We start from the raw sequence: 15,313 nt of genomic DNA, 5'->3' as shown, positions 1-15,313 counted from the left end.
GATATCTGAACGGACTCCGGCGCAAGGCTGCCCGCCGGGCGCCGATCCACCCGTCACGAGGAGAATCCATGTCCGTCCGAGTCGCCCACGTCGGCACCGGCAACGTCGGCCGCCTGGCCCTGACCGGCCTGATCGAGAGCCCGCGCTACGAGCTGACCGGCGTCTGCGTCTCGACGCCCGCCAAGGTCGGCCGCGATGCCGGGGAGCTCGCGGGACTCGGGGTCACGACCGGGATCACGGCGGTCGGCGATCTCGACGCGCTGCTGGCGACCGAGCCGGAGGTGGTGGTGTACTGCGCGATGGGCGACACCCGGCTGCTGGAGGCGGTCGAGGACGTGCGGCGGCTGCTGGCCGCCGGCGTCCACGTCGTCGGCTCGGCGCCGGGACTGCTGATGTACCCCTGGCAGGTGCTGCCGCCGAAATTCGTCGCACCGATCGAAGAGGCCGCGCGGCAGGGCAATTCGAGCCTGTTCATCACCGGCGTCGATCCCGGGTTCGCCAATGATCTACTGCCGCTGGCATTGACGGGCACCTGCCAGACCGTCGAACAGGTCCGCTGCATGGAGATCGCCGACTACGCGACCTACGACGGCGCCGAGGTCATGTTCGACGTCATGGGTTTCGGCAAGCCGCTGGACGAGATTCCGATGCTGTTGCAGCCGGGCGTGCTGAGCATCGCGTGGGGTCCGTCCATCCGGATGCTCGCGGCGGGGCTCGGCGTCACCGTGGACAACATCACCGAGCACTACGAGCGGATCCCGGCCACGGCGGCGTTCGACATCGCCGCCGGGCACGTACCCGCGGGCGGCGTGGTGGCCCTGCGCTTCGAACTGTGCGGCATGGTCGACGGGCATCCGGCGATCGTGATCGAGCACATCACCCGCCTGCGCGAGGATCTGTGCCCGCAGTGGGCGCAGCCGGCCCAGCCGGGCGGGTCCTATCGCATCGAGATCACCGGCGAGCCGTCGTACGCGGTCGACATCTGCCCGAACAGCCGTAAGGGTGATCACAACCACGCCGCCATCGTGGCCGCCGCGGGCCGCATCGTGAACGCGATCCCGGCCGTGGTGGCCGCCGCCCCCGGCATCCGCACCACCCTCGACCTGCCGTTGGTCACCACACCCGGGGTGATCCGGGTGCCACGGCCGCGGTAGCGCCACCGGCTCCCGAGCCGACCTGACAGTCCTTGCCACCCGCACTCGTCTGGACTAGCATTCGGACACATGTCCGATCCAATGTCCATCGTCGGTCCGCCGCCCGATGATCCCCCGATGGACCGCGCCGAACTGCTCGGCGTACTACTCGACTCGGCCTGGACGATCGTCGCGCGCACCGGCCTCGGGAGTCTCACGGTGCAGGCCCTCGCCGTCGAGGCGGGGATCAGCCTCACGGCGGCGCCCGCGCAGTTCGCCTCCGCTGCCCGGCAGATCTCCGAATTGCTGTGGCGCCAGATGACTTCCGCGCCGCGCACGGGAGTGCGCCGCACCCTGCGATCGGATGCCCTCGACGTGCTGCACCTGCGCGACCGCACCGCCGGGGAGATCCGGCACCGCATCGCCGAAGCGCTGGGCCCGCAGCCCGACGACTCAGTCGCCGCGCGCCTGGAGACGATCTACACCGCCGCCCTGTTCGACGCGGGCACCGGCTACGCGGACTCCCGCGACGGCCGGGCCCGCGAGCAGGTCGTGTGGCGAATCCTCGACCGGCGCTGAGCGTCAGTCCGGCGCGGGCGCGGTTGCCAGCAGCTCGAGGAAATACCGCACCAGCGCGGGCATGTCGATGTCGCGGTCGTACAGCCATTGGGTCTGTAAGCCGTCGATGACCGCGAACAGCAACGGCGAGAGCCGGTGCGGATCGAGACCGGGGGCGATCGCGCCGGTGTCGCGGAGTTGCTCGAACGCGGCGCGGCCGAGTGCGCGGGTCGACTCGTAGCGGTCCCGGACGTAGGGGTGGGACGGGTGCGCCGATTCGGTGGCCTCCGCGGTCAGCCGGGTGTACAGCTCGACCAGGCCCGGTACCCCGGCGTTGTGGGCGACCAGATCCGCCAGCCGGGCGCCGATGTCGACGGCGGGCGTGCCGTAGGTGGCCAGGTCGAGTTCGTCACGGCGGCGCAGGATTTCGGTGAACAACGCGTCCTTGGAACCGAAATAGTGCAGCAGGCCGTTCTGGCTCAGTCCCACCGCCTCGGCGATCTCCTTGACCGTCGCCTTGCCGTAGCCGTTGCGAGCGACCACCGCCAGCGCGGTGTCGAGGATCTCCGCCCGTTTCTCGACACCCTTGCTGTAGGGACCGCGACTCGCCATGGATGCATCGTACGGAGCCGCCGGAGCCGGTCCCGGGCGCCGGACATCCGGCAGTTCCGGACCGGCGGTTGCTTGCCGCGCCGAAAACCGCATGCCATTCTGTTTTCATCCGAATGTCGCGCCACAACGGTGTGCCGGGAAGTGTCGGGAGGAACGACCATGACGTCGACGGTGCCGGATCCGGACCCCGTGATCACGCAGCAAGCCGCAGCGACCAGCGGCGCATCGTTCTGGTCCACGAAACAGCTGGACTCGGCGGCCGCGTTCGCGCTGCACGACGGGCCGCACGGCCTGCGGAAGCAGACCGGGACCACCGACCATCTCGGTATCGGCGAGAGCGTGCCGGCCACCTGCTTCCCGCCCGCGGTCGGACTGGCCCAGACCTGGAGCGTCGCACTCGCGCGGGAGGTCGGCGCCGCACTGGGCCGGGAATGCCGCGCCGAGAACGTCGGCGTACTGCTCGGCCCGGGAGTCAACATCAAGCGGGACCCGCGCGGCGGCCGCAACTTCGAGTACTTGTCCGAGGATCCGCACCTCACGGGGGCGCTCGGCGCGGCGTGGGTGACCGGACTACAGGAACAAGGCGCCGGCGCGTCGGTGAAACATTTCGCCGCCAACAACGCCGAGAACGACCGGATGCGGTCCAGTTCCGACATCGATCCGCGGACCCTGCGCGAGATCTACCTGCGCGGCTTCGAACGCATCGTCCGCGACGCGCGGCCCTGGACGATCATGTGTTCCTACAACCGGCTCAACGGCGTTCGCGTCTCCGAGGATCGCTGGCTGCTCACCGACGTGCTGCGCGGGGAATGGGGTTTCACCGGGGCCGTGGTCAGTGATTGGGGGGCGGTGCGCAACCGGCCCGCCGCACTCGCGGCCGGGGTGGATCTCGCGATGCCCGGCCCCGATCCGCGCGGCGACGAGCGCATCGTGGCCGCGGTGGCGGCCGGGGAACTACCGGCCGCGACCGTCGCGCGGGCCGCGGGCCGTCTCGGCGAACTGTCGGCGCGGATCGCCACACAGCCGGGCGTCCCGGTCGATCGGGACGCGCACCACGCCCTCGCCGCGCGGATCGCCGCGCACGCGATCGTGTTGCTGCGCAACGAGAACGCCCTGCTGCCGCTGGACCCCGGCCGATCCGTCGCGGTGATCGGCGAATTCGCCCGTACCCCGCGCTATCAGGGCGGCGGCAGCTCCCACGTGAACCCCACCCGGCTGGACATCCCGCTCGACGAGATCCGGCGGCTGGCCGCGACCGAGGTACCGTTCGCCACCGGATTCACCACCGACGGCGGCGGCGACGCCGCGGCCCTGCGCCGCGAGGCCGTCGACCTCGCCGCCGCGGCGTCGGTGGCGGTGCTGTTCCTGGGCGTCGCGGCCGGTCAGGAATCCGAGGGATTCGACCGCGACCACATCGAACTGCCCGCCGATCAGCTCACCCTGCTCCGCGAGATCGCCGCCGTGCAACCGGACACCGTCGTGGTGCTGTCGCACGGCGGGGTGCTGCGGCTGGCTCCGGTGGCGCGACTGGCCCCGGCGATCCTCGACGGCGCCCTGCTCGGCCAGGCCGGCGGCACCGCGATCGCCGAGGTGCTCTACGGCGTCGTCAATCCCTCCGGCAAGGTGGCCGAGACGGTGCCCGCACGGCTCGAGGATGTCCCGTCCTATCTCGAGTTTCCAGGCGAGTTCTCACACACCCGGTACGCGGAAGGGCTGTTCGTCGGGTACCGCTGGTACGACGCGCGCGCGATCGAGGTCACGTTCCCGTTCGGACACGGCTTGTCCTACACCAGCTTCGAATACTCCGACCTGCGGCTGACCACCACCGGCGCCGGCCTCACCGCGACCGTGGCCGTCACCAACACCGGCTCCCGGACCGGGCGCGAGGTCGTGCAGTTCTACGCCGGCCTGCCGGGTTCGGCGATCACCCGCGCGGTGCGGGAACTGAAGGGCTTCGCCGAGATCACCCTGGAACCGGGCGAGACCGCGGACGTCGCGGTCCTGCTGCGCCGGGAAGACCTGTGCTACTGGGACATTCGCACCGAGTCGTGGCTGCTGGAGTCCGGCGACTACGAGATCGTGGCCGCGGCCTCCAGCGCCGACCTCCGGTTGCGCGGCACCGTCACCGTCATCGGCGATACCGTGCCGCTGAGCATCGGCGAGGACACCACCCTCGGCGAGGTGCTCGCCGACCCCGCCGCGGCCGCCATGGTGGTGCCGCTGTTGCAGCAGATGATGCCCGCCGGCGGCGAACAGACAGCACTCGGCATGGATCTGGCCCGCATGATGCTGTCGATCCCGCTGGGCATGCTGGCCTCGTTCGCCGGTGGCGACGGCCCCGATCTGGTGGAACAGATCGCGAAGGCGGTGGGCACACCGGACTGAACGCCGCGCGGCCGGCCGTCTCTCTCGGCACGCTGTCCCGCCGACGCCGAGATCACCCGCCCCCGGATCAGGTGGAGCGGCGGGCAATCACCCGGGCCAGGCCGGTGTCCGGGGGTGGGTCCGGGACCTGGTAGCCCAGTGAGCGGAGCAGGACGGCGATGGCGATCTCGACGATGACATCGGCGTCGAAGGCCACGGTCGTCAAGGGTGGGGCCGCGACCTCGCCGAGCGGGATGGCGTCCACCCCCATCACCGCGAGATCCTCGGGGCAGCGCAGGCCCGCCTCGCGGATGCCGTGCTGGACCACGAAGGCCGTCTCGTCGTTCTGCGCGCAGACCGCGGTGACGCCGGCCTCGACCCAGCCGGTGACGGTGGCGGCGGCATCGTGCGGGCGCACGGTGGCCACGCGCAGGTCGGGCAGGTCGCGGGCGCGGGCGGCCGCCTCGAGCCCGGTCAGCCAATAGTCGCCCAGCGGACGCCATTTCGGCGATTCGGTGTAGGCGAACGCGAGTTGCCGGTGGCCGCGTTCGACCAGGTGGTCCACCCGCATCTCGCCGGTCAGCAGATGCAACTGGCCCACGGACTGCAATTCGCTGCTGCCCAGGTGGAATCGCGGCACCCCGGCCGCCTCCACCGCGGCCAGCGCGCCGCCGCTGAGCGGGAAGACACTGGTCACCGCCACCGGATCGAAGGAGGACAGGGCCTCGCCGACCTGCCGGTCGTCCTCGGTCTCGAACACCACCAGCGACATCACGCCGTGCCGGGCCAGCGCCGTCGTCATCCCGCTGCCGACCTCGATCACCAACTCTCCCAGGGCAACCCGGGGCACGATGTAGAGCACCACACCGCTGCCGCCGCGGGCGAGGTTGCGAGCCGCCAGATTGGGCCGGTAGCCCAGTTGCCGCGCCGCGCGCTGCACCGTCTCGCGCGTCTGCGCCGAGATACTGACACCTTTGGCGTCGTTGAGCACATAGCTGACCGTCGCCGTGGACACCTTCGCCAGGCGCGCCACATCGGCCTTCGTGGGCCGATCGGACCGGCTCATCGCTGCCACACCTCCGATCAGCCCGCACCGACTACGCCTCGCCAATAATGCCCCATACGGATTCCCCGGTGTGCCCGCGGATCGCTATTTACGCGCGTAAGCTGTCCGGCGAGCAGGGAGTTACGCGACGGTGTGACTTCAGAAAGTTGAAAGGCGAAGTTCCGTGACGATCACCGCCCCGAGCGACGTGCACTTCGATCCGTACGATGTCGATCTCATCGCCGATCCCTACCCGATGTTCCGGCGACTGCGCGAGGAAGCCCCCCTCTACTACAACGAGCAGTACGAGTTCTACGCGCTGAGCCGATTCGACGACGTCAACAAGGGTCTGATCGACTGGGAGACCTACAGCTCCGCCCGCGGCGGCATCCTGGAGCTGATCAAGGCGAATATCGAGATCCCCTCCGGGGTGGTGCTTTTCGAGGACCCGCCGCTGCACGACGTGCACCGCAAGCTGCTGGCCCGGATGTTCACCCCGCGCAAGGTCTACGCGCTGGAGCCGCGCATCCGCGAATTCTGCGCCCAGAGCCTCGACCCGCTGGTCGGCTCCGGCGGATTCGACTTCATCGCCGATCTCGGCGCCCAGATGCCGATGCGGGTGATCAGCATGCTGCTGGGCATCCCGGAGGACGATCAGGAGGCGATCCGCGATCACGCCAACGCCCAGTTGCGCACGGAGGAGGGCAAACCCATGCGCGCCGCCGAGGAGGGCCTGATCGCCGGCGACATCTTCGGCGCCTACATCGACTGGCGTGCCGCGCATCCCTCCGACGACATCATGACCGAGTTGCTCGAGGTCGAATTCGACGACGAGAAGGGCGTGCATCGCAAGCTCACCCGCGACGAACTGCTCACCTACATCAACGTCGTCGCGGGCGCCGGCAACGAGACCACCACCCGCCTGATCGGCTGGGCCGGAAAGGTTCTCGCCGAACATCCCGATCAGCGCCGCGAACTGGCCGAGAACCCGGCCCTGATCCCCGGCGCCATCGAGGAGCTGCTGCGTTTCGAGCCGCCGGCCCCGCACACGGCCCGCTACGTCACCCGCGACGTCGAGGTGCACGGCCACACCGTGCCGGAGGGCAGCATCATGATGATGCTGCTGGGCTCGGCCTGCCGCGACCATCGCCAATACGCCCCCGACGGCGATGTTTTCGACATCCACCGCGAGATCAAGCAGAACCTGGCCTTCAGTATCGGCACCCACTACTGCCTCGGCGCGGCACTGGCCCGGCTGGAGGGCCGCATCGCCCTCGAGGAGATCCTGAAGCGCTTCCCGGAGTGGAACGTCGACCTGAGCCGCGCGAAGCTGTCGCCGACCTCCACCGTCCGCGGCTGGGAAACCCTGCCCGCGGTGCTGGGCTGAGCGCGAACACCGTGGTGCGCGTGGCGGTCCGGCAGCTCACCGGCCGCTACGCGCATACCGCGCGGGGTCACGCCGACGATCCGGGTGAAGTGCCGGGTCGGATGCGGCTGATCGTGAAATCCAGTGGCAGCCGCGACATCTCGCGTCGGCACACCCGACGGCAACAGCGGGCGGGCGAGATCCACCCGGCGCGAGATCAGGTACCGATGCGGCGGCATCCCGAACTCGCGGCCGAACGCCCGCACCAGGTGGCTGGCGCCGGCGTGCAGCACGCCCGCCGCCTCGGCCAGATTTCCGGGTCGTGCTGGTCTCGGATGCGATCTCGGGGCTGTACGAACGCGGTGTGGCGGAGTGCCGCGCGATCGGCGTCGAGGTGCGCGAACTCGCGGCGGCGTCGGAGTGGTTGCGGCGCGGGTGAATTCGGGCCGTCGCCCGGGAGTGCCGGGCGACGGCCGAAGCGTCAGCGCACCACGTCGAAGACGTTCTTCTGGATGCCGTTCGAATAGGCCTCGTACTCGACCAGTTTCAGCTGTTGCGTGTCTTTGTCGGTGGCACTGAACAGACGCTTGCCCGCACCCAGCAACAGGGGGAAGACGAGCAGGTGGTAGCGGTCGATCAGGTCCGCGTCGGCGAGTGCCCGATTCAGGGAGGCGCTGCCGTGCACGATGATCGGGCCGCCCTCGGTCCGCTTCAGCGCGGCGACCTCGTCGAGGGAGCGCAGGATCGTGGTCTCACCCCAGTTCGACACCAGGTCGTCCTCGGTGAGGGTGGTGGAGACGACATATTTCGGCATCGCCTTGTAGCCGGTGAATTCGGCCATGTCCGGCCACACCGGGGCGAACGCCTGGTAACTGGCCCGGCCCAGCAGCAGCGCGGCCGATTCCGCCTGTTCGCGACCCTTGATCTCGTAGGCCTCGGGGGCGAATTCGATGTCCTTGAAGGTCCAGCCGGAATTACGGTACCCGGGTTCGCCGCCCGGACCCTCGACGACGCCGTCGAGGGAGATGAAGGCGGTGCTGATCAACGTGCGCATGGGATTTCCTCATCTCTGGTGAAGGTCGATTGCCGTTGCCGCCGGAATGCGCGGCAGCACATGGTCATCCGGTCAGGCGAGCAGGCCGGTCAGCCAGTGCTGCCAGGCGGTTTCGGCGCCGTCGGTGTCCGGGCCGAACAGGTGGTGGAACATCAGGGCCAGGCCGGTGAAGCCCTGGTGGAAGCTGTAGAGGCCGCCGGCGGTGCGGATCGCGATGCGCTCGTCGTCCGACCAGACCACCTCGCCGTCCAGCGGCGGCAGGCCCGCCGGCTCGGCATGGACGGGTGTACCGACGACGACGGGATCCGGCAACGACAGCCCGCGCACGAACGCCGCGCGGATAGCGGCGGCCGACGGGCCGGGGGCGGCGGCGAAGACGGGCACACCGGTGCGGCCGGGGAAGTGCGCCAGATACTCGCCGAGGGTGTGCAGGTGGAACGGCCAGCCGCGGCGCAGGGCGTCGTACTCGTCCTGCCAGTCGTCGCCGAGCATGCCGCTGTGGACGACGCGCAGCACCGTACTGCTCTGGTCGCGGCCCTCGACGAGATATTCGAAGGCCATGAACCGGCCGTCGTCCGTGGTGCCCGAGCGGGTGGCCAGTCGTTTGCCGGGCTCGTACGCGGTGATCACCGCCTCCTCGCGGTGGCCGCCGGTCTCCATGGCGACGACACCGCCCGCCCGCGGCTCCACCTCGTTGCGGCCCATGAACCAGGAGTCGATCCCCGGCCCGGTCGCGATCGCCGCCCAGACCTGGTCCGGGCTCGCCGGCAGCGTCGTCTCCAGTTCGATCTCGAACGGATGCGCCATCGTCAATTCTCCTGTCCTGCTTCGGTTCCGGTTTCCGGTGCGGAATCGCCGCCGCCGGGCGGCGTTCCGGGTATCTGGTGCAGCCCGACGACCACCCGGTGGGTGCGGCCACCGGCGGTGGACTCGTCGTGATAGCGGCCGACCAGGGTGGTCACCGCATTCGCCAGCTCCTCGGCGAAGGCGGCGCGGTCGGCCGCGGACGCGAACCGTACCTCCGCATCGATGCCGAAGGTGGCGACCCGCCGCTGCGCCCGGGCCGCGCCGGTCAGCAACGCGCCGACCTCCTGCACCAGCCGGGCCCCCAGCGCCAGCAGCCAGCGGGCCGAGAGCTGATCGGGCGCGCGGGCGGGGTCGGGGCAGACCGCGGCCAGGGCGGCGGGCGAGATGACATAGGAGGTGGCGGTGGCGCGGTACACCCGCTCGGTGACATTGCCCTTGCGCCGCTCCGCCTCGAGCTCCACCAGCCCGTGCCGCTCCAGCTCCTTGAGGTGGTAGTTCACCTTCTGCCGGGGCAGCTCCAACCGGGCGGCGAGCATGGCGGCCGAGCCGGGTTCGGACAGGGCGGCGAGGATCCGGGACCGGATCGGGTCCAGGGACGCCTCGGCCGCGGCGGGTTCTTCGATCACTGCGACGTCGAGCACGGCCCCAGCATGCTACCGACAAATTTTTTTGTCAAGACAAGACTAATTGTCGGAGACTCGGGGCGACGCGACGGCTCGGGGCGACCCGGTGGCAACGCGGAATCTATAGTCGGAGCGTGGATCGCACACGGGTCCGTCTCGCCGAACTTCTGGCCGTCCTGTCGCTGGCGAGCGACCTGGGTATGGGTCAGCCGATGGAACATGTCCTGCGGCAGTGCCTGATCGCGTTACGGCTGGCGCAGCGGCTGGGCCTGAGCGAGTCCGACCGCGAGGTGGTCTACTACACCGGGCTGATCTCCTGGGTGGGCTGCCATGTGGACGCCTACGAGCAGGCCAAGTGGTTCGGTGACGATCTGGTGTTCAAGGGCGATTTCCGCGGCACCGACATGGCCTCCACGACCGCCGAGCGGATGTTCGTGCTCCGGCATCTCGGCGCGGGAAGGCCACCGGCCGAACGGATCCGGCTCGGCGTCGGATTCCTCGGCGACGGCCGCCGGGTGGCCGATTCCCTGCTGGACAACCACTGGCGGGCCTCCGACCATCTCGCGATGCGGCTCGGCCTGGACCAGCGGGTGCGCGACGGGGTGGAGCAGACCTTCGAACGATGGGACGGCCGGGGCGCACCGAAAGGCATACGCGGCGAGGATCTTTCGCTGCCCGCCCGGCTGGTGAACCTGGCCGACGTGGTCGAGGTGTTCCACCGGGCCGCGGGCACCGCGGCGGCCGTCGAGGTGGCGCGCGCTCGCGCCGGCACCCAGTTCGATCCGGCGGTGGTCGAACTCTTCGCGGCCGAAGCCGAGGCGATCTTCGCCGATCTGGACGGGATCGACAGCTGGGACACCGTCATCGCGGCCGAACCGGCCCTGGGCGCCCGGCTGACCGATCCCGAACTGGACTCCGCGCTGGCCGCCATCGCCGACTTCACCGACGTCAAATCGCCCTATACGATCGGCCATTCGCGCGGCGTCGCGGAACTGGCCGGGGCCGCCGCCGAGACGCTGGGCCTGGCGACGGCGGCGCTGGTGCGCCGGGCCGGACTGGTGCACGATCTGGGCCGGCTCGGGGTGTCGAATGCCATCTGGGACAAGCACGCCACGCTGAACCACATCGAGCAGGAGCGAATTCGCCTGCACCCGTACCTGACCGAGCGGATGCTCGCCCGCTCCCCCGCGCTGGCGCCGCTGGCCGAGATCGCCGTGCAGCATCACGAACGGCTGGACGGGTCCGGCTATCCGCGCGGATTGTCCGGCGCCGCAATCGGTATCGAGGGCCGGGTGCTGGCCGCCGCCGACTTCTACCACTCCCGGACCGAGCCCCGGCCGCACCGGGCCGCCGCCCCCGCCGCCGAGGCCGCCACCCTGCTGCGGGCCGAGGTACGGCACGGCCGCCTCGACGGCGACGCGGCCGCCGCCGTGCTGAGGGCCGCCGGTCACCGTGGCGGTCGCCGCCGCACCTGGCCCGCCGGACTCAGCGACCGCGAGGTGGAGGTGCTGCGCCTGCTGGCCCGCGGCCTGTCGAATCGGGAGATCGCCGAAGCGCTGGTCATCTCCCGCCGGACCGCGGGGCATCACGTCGAGCACATCTACGCCAAGACCGGCACCACGAACCGCGCCCTGGCCAGCCTGTTCGCCGCCGAACACGGCCTCATCGGCGAGACCGGCACCCCGAGCACATGATCCGCGACCGCCGGATCGGCGGCGACGCGCTCGCGCGTTGAGGATCTCAGTAGCTGAAGGCGGTGACGTTGTCCTCGCCGATCCATTGCCACAGCTGTACCGTGCCGCCGAGTTCGGCGTTGCTCGCCAGGGTGTCCTTCGCGAGGTGCCGGGCATCGAAACAGATGGGGCACACCAGCATCCGGCCACCGGCGGCACGGAACCGCGCCACCAGTTCGGGCAGCGGCGGGCAGCCCTCGCAGGCCACACCCTGCGCCACCTCCCCGGTCGCCAGCCGCACCGCTTCCTTGGTCAGGAACATGAGTGTGGACCGTCCGTGCTCGGCGGCGCCCAGCGCTACCAGGAACGCCACGGTCACCTTTTCCGTATCTTCCAGCCCGGTGATCAGGCTCACCACTGCTTTGCTCGTCATACCTACGAGCATCGGCGGCGAGGGCCTGTCGCCGCATGGGTCAACTTCCCCATCTTCACGATCCAGATACAGGCACAGAATGAATACTCGGCCATGTAAAACATTTGTTTGCCAGATGTGAACGGTGCCACCGCGAGGTGACCCCGGCGGAACTCGGGCTGCGGCCGTGGCGCATCAGCGCGGCGATGACGAGGGCCGCCACCGCGGTGCCGCTCATCGTCCAGAAGGTCAGCACGTAGCCGCGATCACACCGAACACCTGCGGAATCTCGCGATACCGCGTTCAACTCTCATGGGAACGTTATTCTACTGTCGCCAGCCCACATGTCTTCGTTTTCATCGGATTGCCCAGGTCCGTTCGGGGCGACCGGGTCCGCGCGCGCCCCGCGCAATCCCCTTGGCCCGCAGACGATCCTGCCGAATTCCGCGGACCACCCCGCACGCGATGCTACTTTGTGCCCGATCTGCGGAATCGCAAGGGATTCCACAGGATTGGAGATCGACATCATGGGAAAGCTGGACGGCAAAGTCGCCTTCATCACCGGAGCCGCCCGTGGTCAGGGCCGCAGCCACGCGGTCCGACTGGCGGAGGAGGGCGCGGACATCATCGCCCTGGACATCTGCGCCCAACTGGAATCCGTGCGATACCCGATGGGCACCGGCGACGAACTCGAGGAGACCGTCGCGGCGGTCGAGGCGCTCGGCCGCCGGATCGTGGCCCGGCAGGCCGATGTCCGGGATGTCGCCGCCCTGCGCAAGGCGTTCGAGGACGGCACCGCCGAACTCGGGCCGGTCGACATCGTGCTGGCCAACGCCGGTATCGGCGCCGGTGGCGCGACCGTCGCGGAGGAGCAGGAATGGGACGAGGTGATCGGCGTCAACCTGACCGGGGTGTGGAACACCGGCCGGGTCGCGATCCCCTCGATGCTGGAACGCAAGCAGGGCGGGGCCGTGGTGCTGACCAGCTCCACCGGCGGGATGGCCGGCGTCGGCATCCCCACCGCGGGCTTCCTGGGTTACACCGCCGCCAAGCACGGCGTCATCGGGCTGATGCGGTCGTGGGCCAACTACCTTGCCCCGCACAATATCCGGGTCAACAGTGTGGCCCCGACCGCGGTGCGGACCCCGATGGCCGGCGACGGCAACCTCAGCGCCATCCTGGAACGCTCCCCCGCCCTGGCCCACGCCCTGTCCAATGCGATGCCCGTCGATCTGGTGGAACCGGTCGACGTCTCCAATGCCATCGTATGGCTGGTGTCCGACGATGCCCGCTACGTCACCGGCTCGGTCATTCCCGTCGACGCGGGCCAGCTCAACAAGCGGTAGCCTCGCCCGGCCCACCTGCCGCGGGTGGTGATCGAATCCACCACCGGCGGCGGGCCGGAAAGCGTCGATCCGGCGGCGGTGGCCGGGACCGGTGCCGGGTGGTGCGCAAATCAGCAGTAAAGGGTAGAACGCAGATTCGCAGGCAGCAGAATAAAGCTCTCCTCTATTTCATATGGCATTTTCCGGGGATGATGGCCAGGTGACCTCCAGCGAACTACCCGATGCCGAGACGGCCTCCGCTCCCACCCCCAGCTCCGGTGACGCGCCCTTCCACGGGCTGCGCTGGGGTATCAAGCCCAGCTTCCTGTCGTACGTCTCGAACACCCCCGACGGTCGCGGCTACCTCAATGCCGGCGCCGGCATCACCGACCGCAACGAGCTGCTGTTCCCGCTCGACGAACGGGAGTCACCGGCCGACACCGGCGCCGACCGCGTGTTCACCTTCGGCGGCGACGTCTGCTTCACCGCCCACATGGGCATGCTGTACGTGCGGATCACCGCGCCGCGGATCGTGCTGCGCGGCGACAGCGGCGAGTTGATCGCCCCCGATCCGGCCTCGGGCAGCGACGTCCGGCTGGTCACCTTCACCCTCGCCGAGCCGGTCACCGAGCCGAGCCGGCTGCGCTGGGAGGCGACCGACGTCCAGCTCACCCCGGAGGGCGTGCCGATGTTCGGTGACGTCTACCAGGCCGGGGAGCCATTCGCGCCCCTGACCATCACCGCTGCGAACTGACCGCGACCGCGCCCCGAACCGGCGCCGCGCCAAGGTAATTCGCATCACCGAAGGTGGACCTCAGGGTCCGGTTGTGATCCAATGGGCTCATAAACGGACCCCTGGGTCCACTTGGTGCGCGGAAGGCGGGCGATCCGATGAACGGTCGGGATGCGGGGCGGGAGCAGGCCGGAGGCGGCGGTCTGCTGGTCCTGGCGGTGGCGGCGGGCGCCTATTCGCTCGCGCAGACGGCGGTGGTGCCCGGTCTCGGCCAGCTGACCAAGGCGCTGCACACCTCCTCGGAGAACGTCTCCTGGGTGCTGACCGGCTATCTGGTGTCCGCGGCGATCCTGACCCCGGTCGGCGGCCGCCTCGGTGACATGTTCGGCAAGCGCCGCGTCCTGGCGCTGGCCCTGGCCGGATTCACCGTGGGCAGTGTCGTCGCCGCGCTGTCGGGCAGCATCTGGGTGCTGGTCGCGGCCCGGGTGGTGCAGGGTGCGGGCAGCATGGTGTTCCCGCTGTGCTTCGGCATCATCAGCGACGCCTTCCCCGCCGAGCGGCGGCCCGGGGCGCTCGGGCTGATCTCCGCGATCGCGGGCATCGGCGCGGGCGGCGGGTTGCTGATGGGTGGCCTGTTGCTGGACCACGCCTCCTGGCGCTGGATCTTCTGGGCCGGTGCGATCATGGCCGGCCTCTCCGCACTGGGCACGCTGCGGCTGCCGGAATCCGCCACCCGCACCCCCGGCCGGGTGGATCTGATCGGCGCGCTGCTGCTCGCGGTCGGGCTCACCGCACCGCTGATCGCGCTGACCCGCACCACGAAATGGGGCTGGGCCGACGCGCGCACCCTCGGCCTGATCGCCGCCGGCCTGCTGGTGCTGGTGGTGTTCGCCTGGTTCGAGAACCGCACCGCCGAACCGCTGGTGAACGTGCGGCTGCTGGCCCGCCCGGTGGTGCTGGGCACCAATGTCGCCACGGCGCTGATCGGCTTCGGCATGTTCGGCGCGTTCGTGCTCATCCCGCAGATCGCCGAGACCCCGGCGGCCACCGGCTACGGATTCGGCATGACCGCCACCGGCGCCGGTCTGCTGTTGCTGCCCGCCTGCCTGGTGATGCTGGTGACCGGCGGCGCGGCAGGCGCGTTCGGGCTGCGCTTCGGCGCTCGCACCCCGCTGGTGGTGGGGCTGCTCGTCGCGGTGGCCGGACTGGCCGTGCTCGCGGGCGTGCACCACGACAAATGGGTGGTGCTCGCGCTGTCCGCGGTCGTGTTCGGCGGTATCGGCCTGGGCATGGCGGCGGTGCCGAATCTCATCGTCGGCGCGGTGCCGCCGGATGCGACCGGCCAGGCGACCGGCGTCAACGCGCTGGTGCGTTCGGTCGGCTCGTCGATCGGCTCCCAGGTCGCGGCGACCGTGCTTGCCGGCAGCGTCACCGCGCTCAGCCCGCTGCCCACGGATTCGGCGTTCACCGAGGCGTTCTGGATCGGCGCCGGCGCCACGGCCTGCGCGGCCGTGGCCGCCCTGCTGATCCCCCGCGAGCGCCGCGGAGCCGACCTTCCCGCACCGGCCCCCGTATCCGACGCGGACGGTGTTCGGGCAGGCTGAGGTC

The 15,313-nt window shown here is 70.2% G+C and carries 14 protein-coding genes and 1 pseudogene; 8 read left to right on the top strand and 7 right to left on the bottom strand.

Going from position 1 to position 15,313, the window contains the following annotated elements; translation table 11 throughout:
* The first annotated feature begins 68 nt into the window (after positions 1–68).
* Positions 69–1,154: a diacylglycerol kinase gene (locus LBW94_RS39815; protein ID WP_225057977.1), complete on the top strand. Its 1,086-nt coding sequence runs from the start codon at positions 69–71 to the stop codon at positions 1,152–1,154.
* 69 nt (positions 1,155–1,223) lie between these two features.
* Entirely contained in the window at positions 1,224–1,712 is a 489-nt protein-coding gene (locus LBW94_RS39810) for a hypothetical protein (protein WP_225057976.1), read from the top strand.
* Between the two features lie 3 nt (positions 1,713–1,715).
* Here LBW94_RS39810 and LBW94_RS39805 read toward each other — a convergent pair whose 3' ends face one another.
* A complete protein-coding gene (locus LBW94_RS39805; protein WP_225057975.1) occupies positions 1,716–2,303 on the bottom strand; it encodes a TetR/AcrR family transcriptional regulator in 588 nt (195 codons plus the stop codon).
* 159 nt (positions 2,304–2,462) lie between these two features.
* Between LBW94_RS39805 and LBW94_RS39800 the strand changes: the two genes are divergently transcribed.
* A complete protein-coding gene (locus LBW94_RS39800; protein ID WP_225057974.1) occupies positions 2,463–4,688 on the top strand; it encodes a glycoside hydrolase family 3 C-terminal domain-containing protein in 2,226 nt (741 codons plus the stop codon).
* A 67-nt stretch (positions 4,689–4,755) separates the two neighbouring features.
* On the opposite strand, the gene LBW94_RS39795 is transcribed toward LBW94_RS39800, so the two are convergent.
* Positions 4,756–5,733, bottom strand: coding sequence for a LacI family DNA-binding transcriptional regulator (locus LBW94_RS39795; protein WP_225057973.1), 978 nt, complete (start codon positions 5,731–5,733; stop codon positions 4,756–4,758).
* Positions 5,734–5,896: 163 nt separating this feature from the next.
* Here LBW94_RS39795 and LBW94_RS39790 point away from each other — a divergent pair, with 163 nt between their 5' ends.
* On the top strand, positions 5,897–7,099 hold the full coding sequence (locus LBW94_RS39790) for a cytochrome P450 (RefSeq protein ID WP_225057972.1): 1,203 nt from the start codon (positions 5,897–5,899) through the stop codon (positions 7,097–7,099).
* A gap of 110 nt (positions 7,100–7,209) precedes the next feature.
* Here LBW94_RS39790 and LBW94_RS44630 read toward each other — a convergent pair.
* The 4 genes and pseudogenes from LBW94_RS44630 to LBW94_RS39770 all read right to left on the bottom strand — a co-directional run.
* Positions 7,210–7,317: pseudogene (locus LBW94_RS44630) on the bottom strand (AraC family transcriptional regulator); the annotation flags it as partial.
* A 242-nt stretch (positions 7,318–7,559) separates the two neighbouring features.
* Positions 7,560–8,132 carry a dihydrofolate reductase family protein gene (locus tag LBW94_RS39780; RefSeq protein WP_225057971.1) on the bottom strand — a complete coding sequence of 191 codons (573 nt, stop codon included), beginning with the start codon at positions 8,130–8,132 and terminating at the stop codon, positions 7,560–7,562.
* Positions 8,133–8,204: 72 nt separating this feature from the next.
* The gene (locus tag LBW94_RS39775; protein ID WP_225057970.1) at positions 8,205–8,939 is read right to left on the bottom strand and encodes an SRPBCC family protein; all 735 of its coding nucleotides are present in this window, start codon (positions 8,937–8,939) and stop codon (positions 8,205–8,207) included.
* Positions 8,940–8,941: 2 nt separating this feature from the next.
* Positions 8,942–9,580: an ArsR/SmtB family transcription factor gene (locus LBW94_RS39770; protein ID WP_225057969.1), complete on the bottom strand. Its 639-nt coding sequence runs from the start codon at positions 9,578–9,580 to the stop codon at positions 8,942–8,944.
* Between the two features lie 116 nt (positions 9,581–9,696).
* On the opposite strand from LBW94_RS39770, the gene LBW94_RS39765 reads away from it, so the two are divergent.
* Complete coding sequence (locus tag LBW94_RS39765) at positions 9,697–11,256, top strand: HD domain-containing phosphohydrolase (RefSeq protein WP_225057968.1); 1,560 nt, start codon at positions 9,697–9,699, stop codon at positions 11,254–11,256.
* Between the two features lie 46 nt (positions 11,257–11,302).
* Here LBW94_RS39765 and LBW94_RS39760 read toward each other — a convergent pair whose 3' ends face one another.
* Entirely contained in the window at positions 11,303–11,668 is a 366-nt protein-coding gene (locus LBW94_RS39760; protein WP_225057967.1) for a DsrE family protein, read from the bottom strand.
* Positions 11,669–12,174: 506 nt separating this feature from the next.
* Between LBW94_RS39760 and LBW94_RS39755 the strand changes: the two genes are divergently transcribed.
* From LBW94_RS39755 to LBW94_RS39745, 3 genes are all read left to right on the top strand, one after another.
* Complete coding sequence (locus tag LBW94_RS39755) at positions 12,175–12,993, top strand: mycofactocin-coupled SDR family oxidoreductase (RefSeq protein WP_225057997.1); 819 nt, start codon at positions 12,175–12,177, stop codon at positions 12,991–12,993.
* 199 nt (positions 12,994–13,192) lie between these two features.
* The gene (locus LBW94_RS39750; protein ID WP_225057966.1) at positions 13,193–13,726 is read left to right on the top strand and encodes an HtaA domain-containing protein; all 534 of its coding nucleotides are present in this window, start codon (positions 13,193–13,195) and stop codon (positions 13,724–13,726) included.
* Between the two features lie 137 nt (positions 13,727–13,863).
* Complete coding sequence (locus LBW94_RS39745) at positions 13,864–15,309, top strand: MFS transporter (protein ID WP_225057965.1); 1,446 nt, start codon at positions 13,864–13,866, stop codon at positions 15,307–15,309.
* Positions 15,310–15,313 lie beyond the last annotated feature (4 nt).

The organism is Nocardia sp. alder85J (assembly GCF_020176955.2).
GTDB lineage: Bacteria > Actinomycetota > Actinomycetes > Mycobacteriales > Mycobacteriaceae > Nocardia.
This window is presented reverse-complemented; position numbering and strand designations above follow the sequence as displayed.

Coding starts and splice junctions, on each gene's coding strand:
- LBW94_RS39815 (WP_225057977.1), top strand. CDS start 69: ATGTCCGTCCGAGTCGCCCACGTCGGCACCGGCAACGTCGGCCGCCTG.
- LBW94_RS39810 (WP_225057976.1), top strand. CDS start 1,224: ATGTCCGATCCAATGTCCATCGTCGGTCCGCCGCCCGATGATCCCCCG.
- LBW94_RS39805 (WP_225057975.1), bottom strand. CDS start 2,303: ATGGCGAGTCGCGGTCCCTACAGCAAGGGTGTCGAGAAACGGGCGGAG.
- LBW94_RS39800 (WP_225057974.1), top strand. CDS start 2,463: ATGACGTCGACGGTGCCGGATCCGGACCCCGTGATCACGCAGCAAGCC.
- LBW94_RS39795 (WP_225057973.1), bottom strand. CDS start 5,733: ATGAGCCGGTCCGATCGGCCCACGAAGGCCGATGTGGCGCGCCTGGCG.
- LBW94_RS39780 (WP_225057971.1), bottom strand. CDS start 8,132: ATGCGCACGTTGATCAGCACCGCCTTCATCTCCCTCGACGGCGTCGTC.
- LBW94_RS39775 (WP_225057970.1), bottom strand. CDS start 8,939: ATGGCGCATCCGTTCGAGATCGAACTGGAGACGACGCTGCCGGCGAGC.
- LBW94_RS39760 (WP_225057967.1), bottom strand. CDS start 11,668: ATGACGAGCAAAGCAGTGGTGAGCCTGATCACCGGGCTGGAAGATACG.
- LBW94_RS39755 (WP_225057997.1), top strand. CDS start 12,175: ATGGGAAAGCTGGACGGCAAAGTCGCCTTCATCACCGGAGCCGCCCGT.
- LBW94_RS39745 (WP_225057965.1), top strand. CDS start 13,864: ATGAACGGTCGGGATGCGGGGCGGGAGCAGGCCGGAGGCGGCGGTCTG.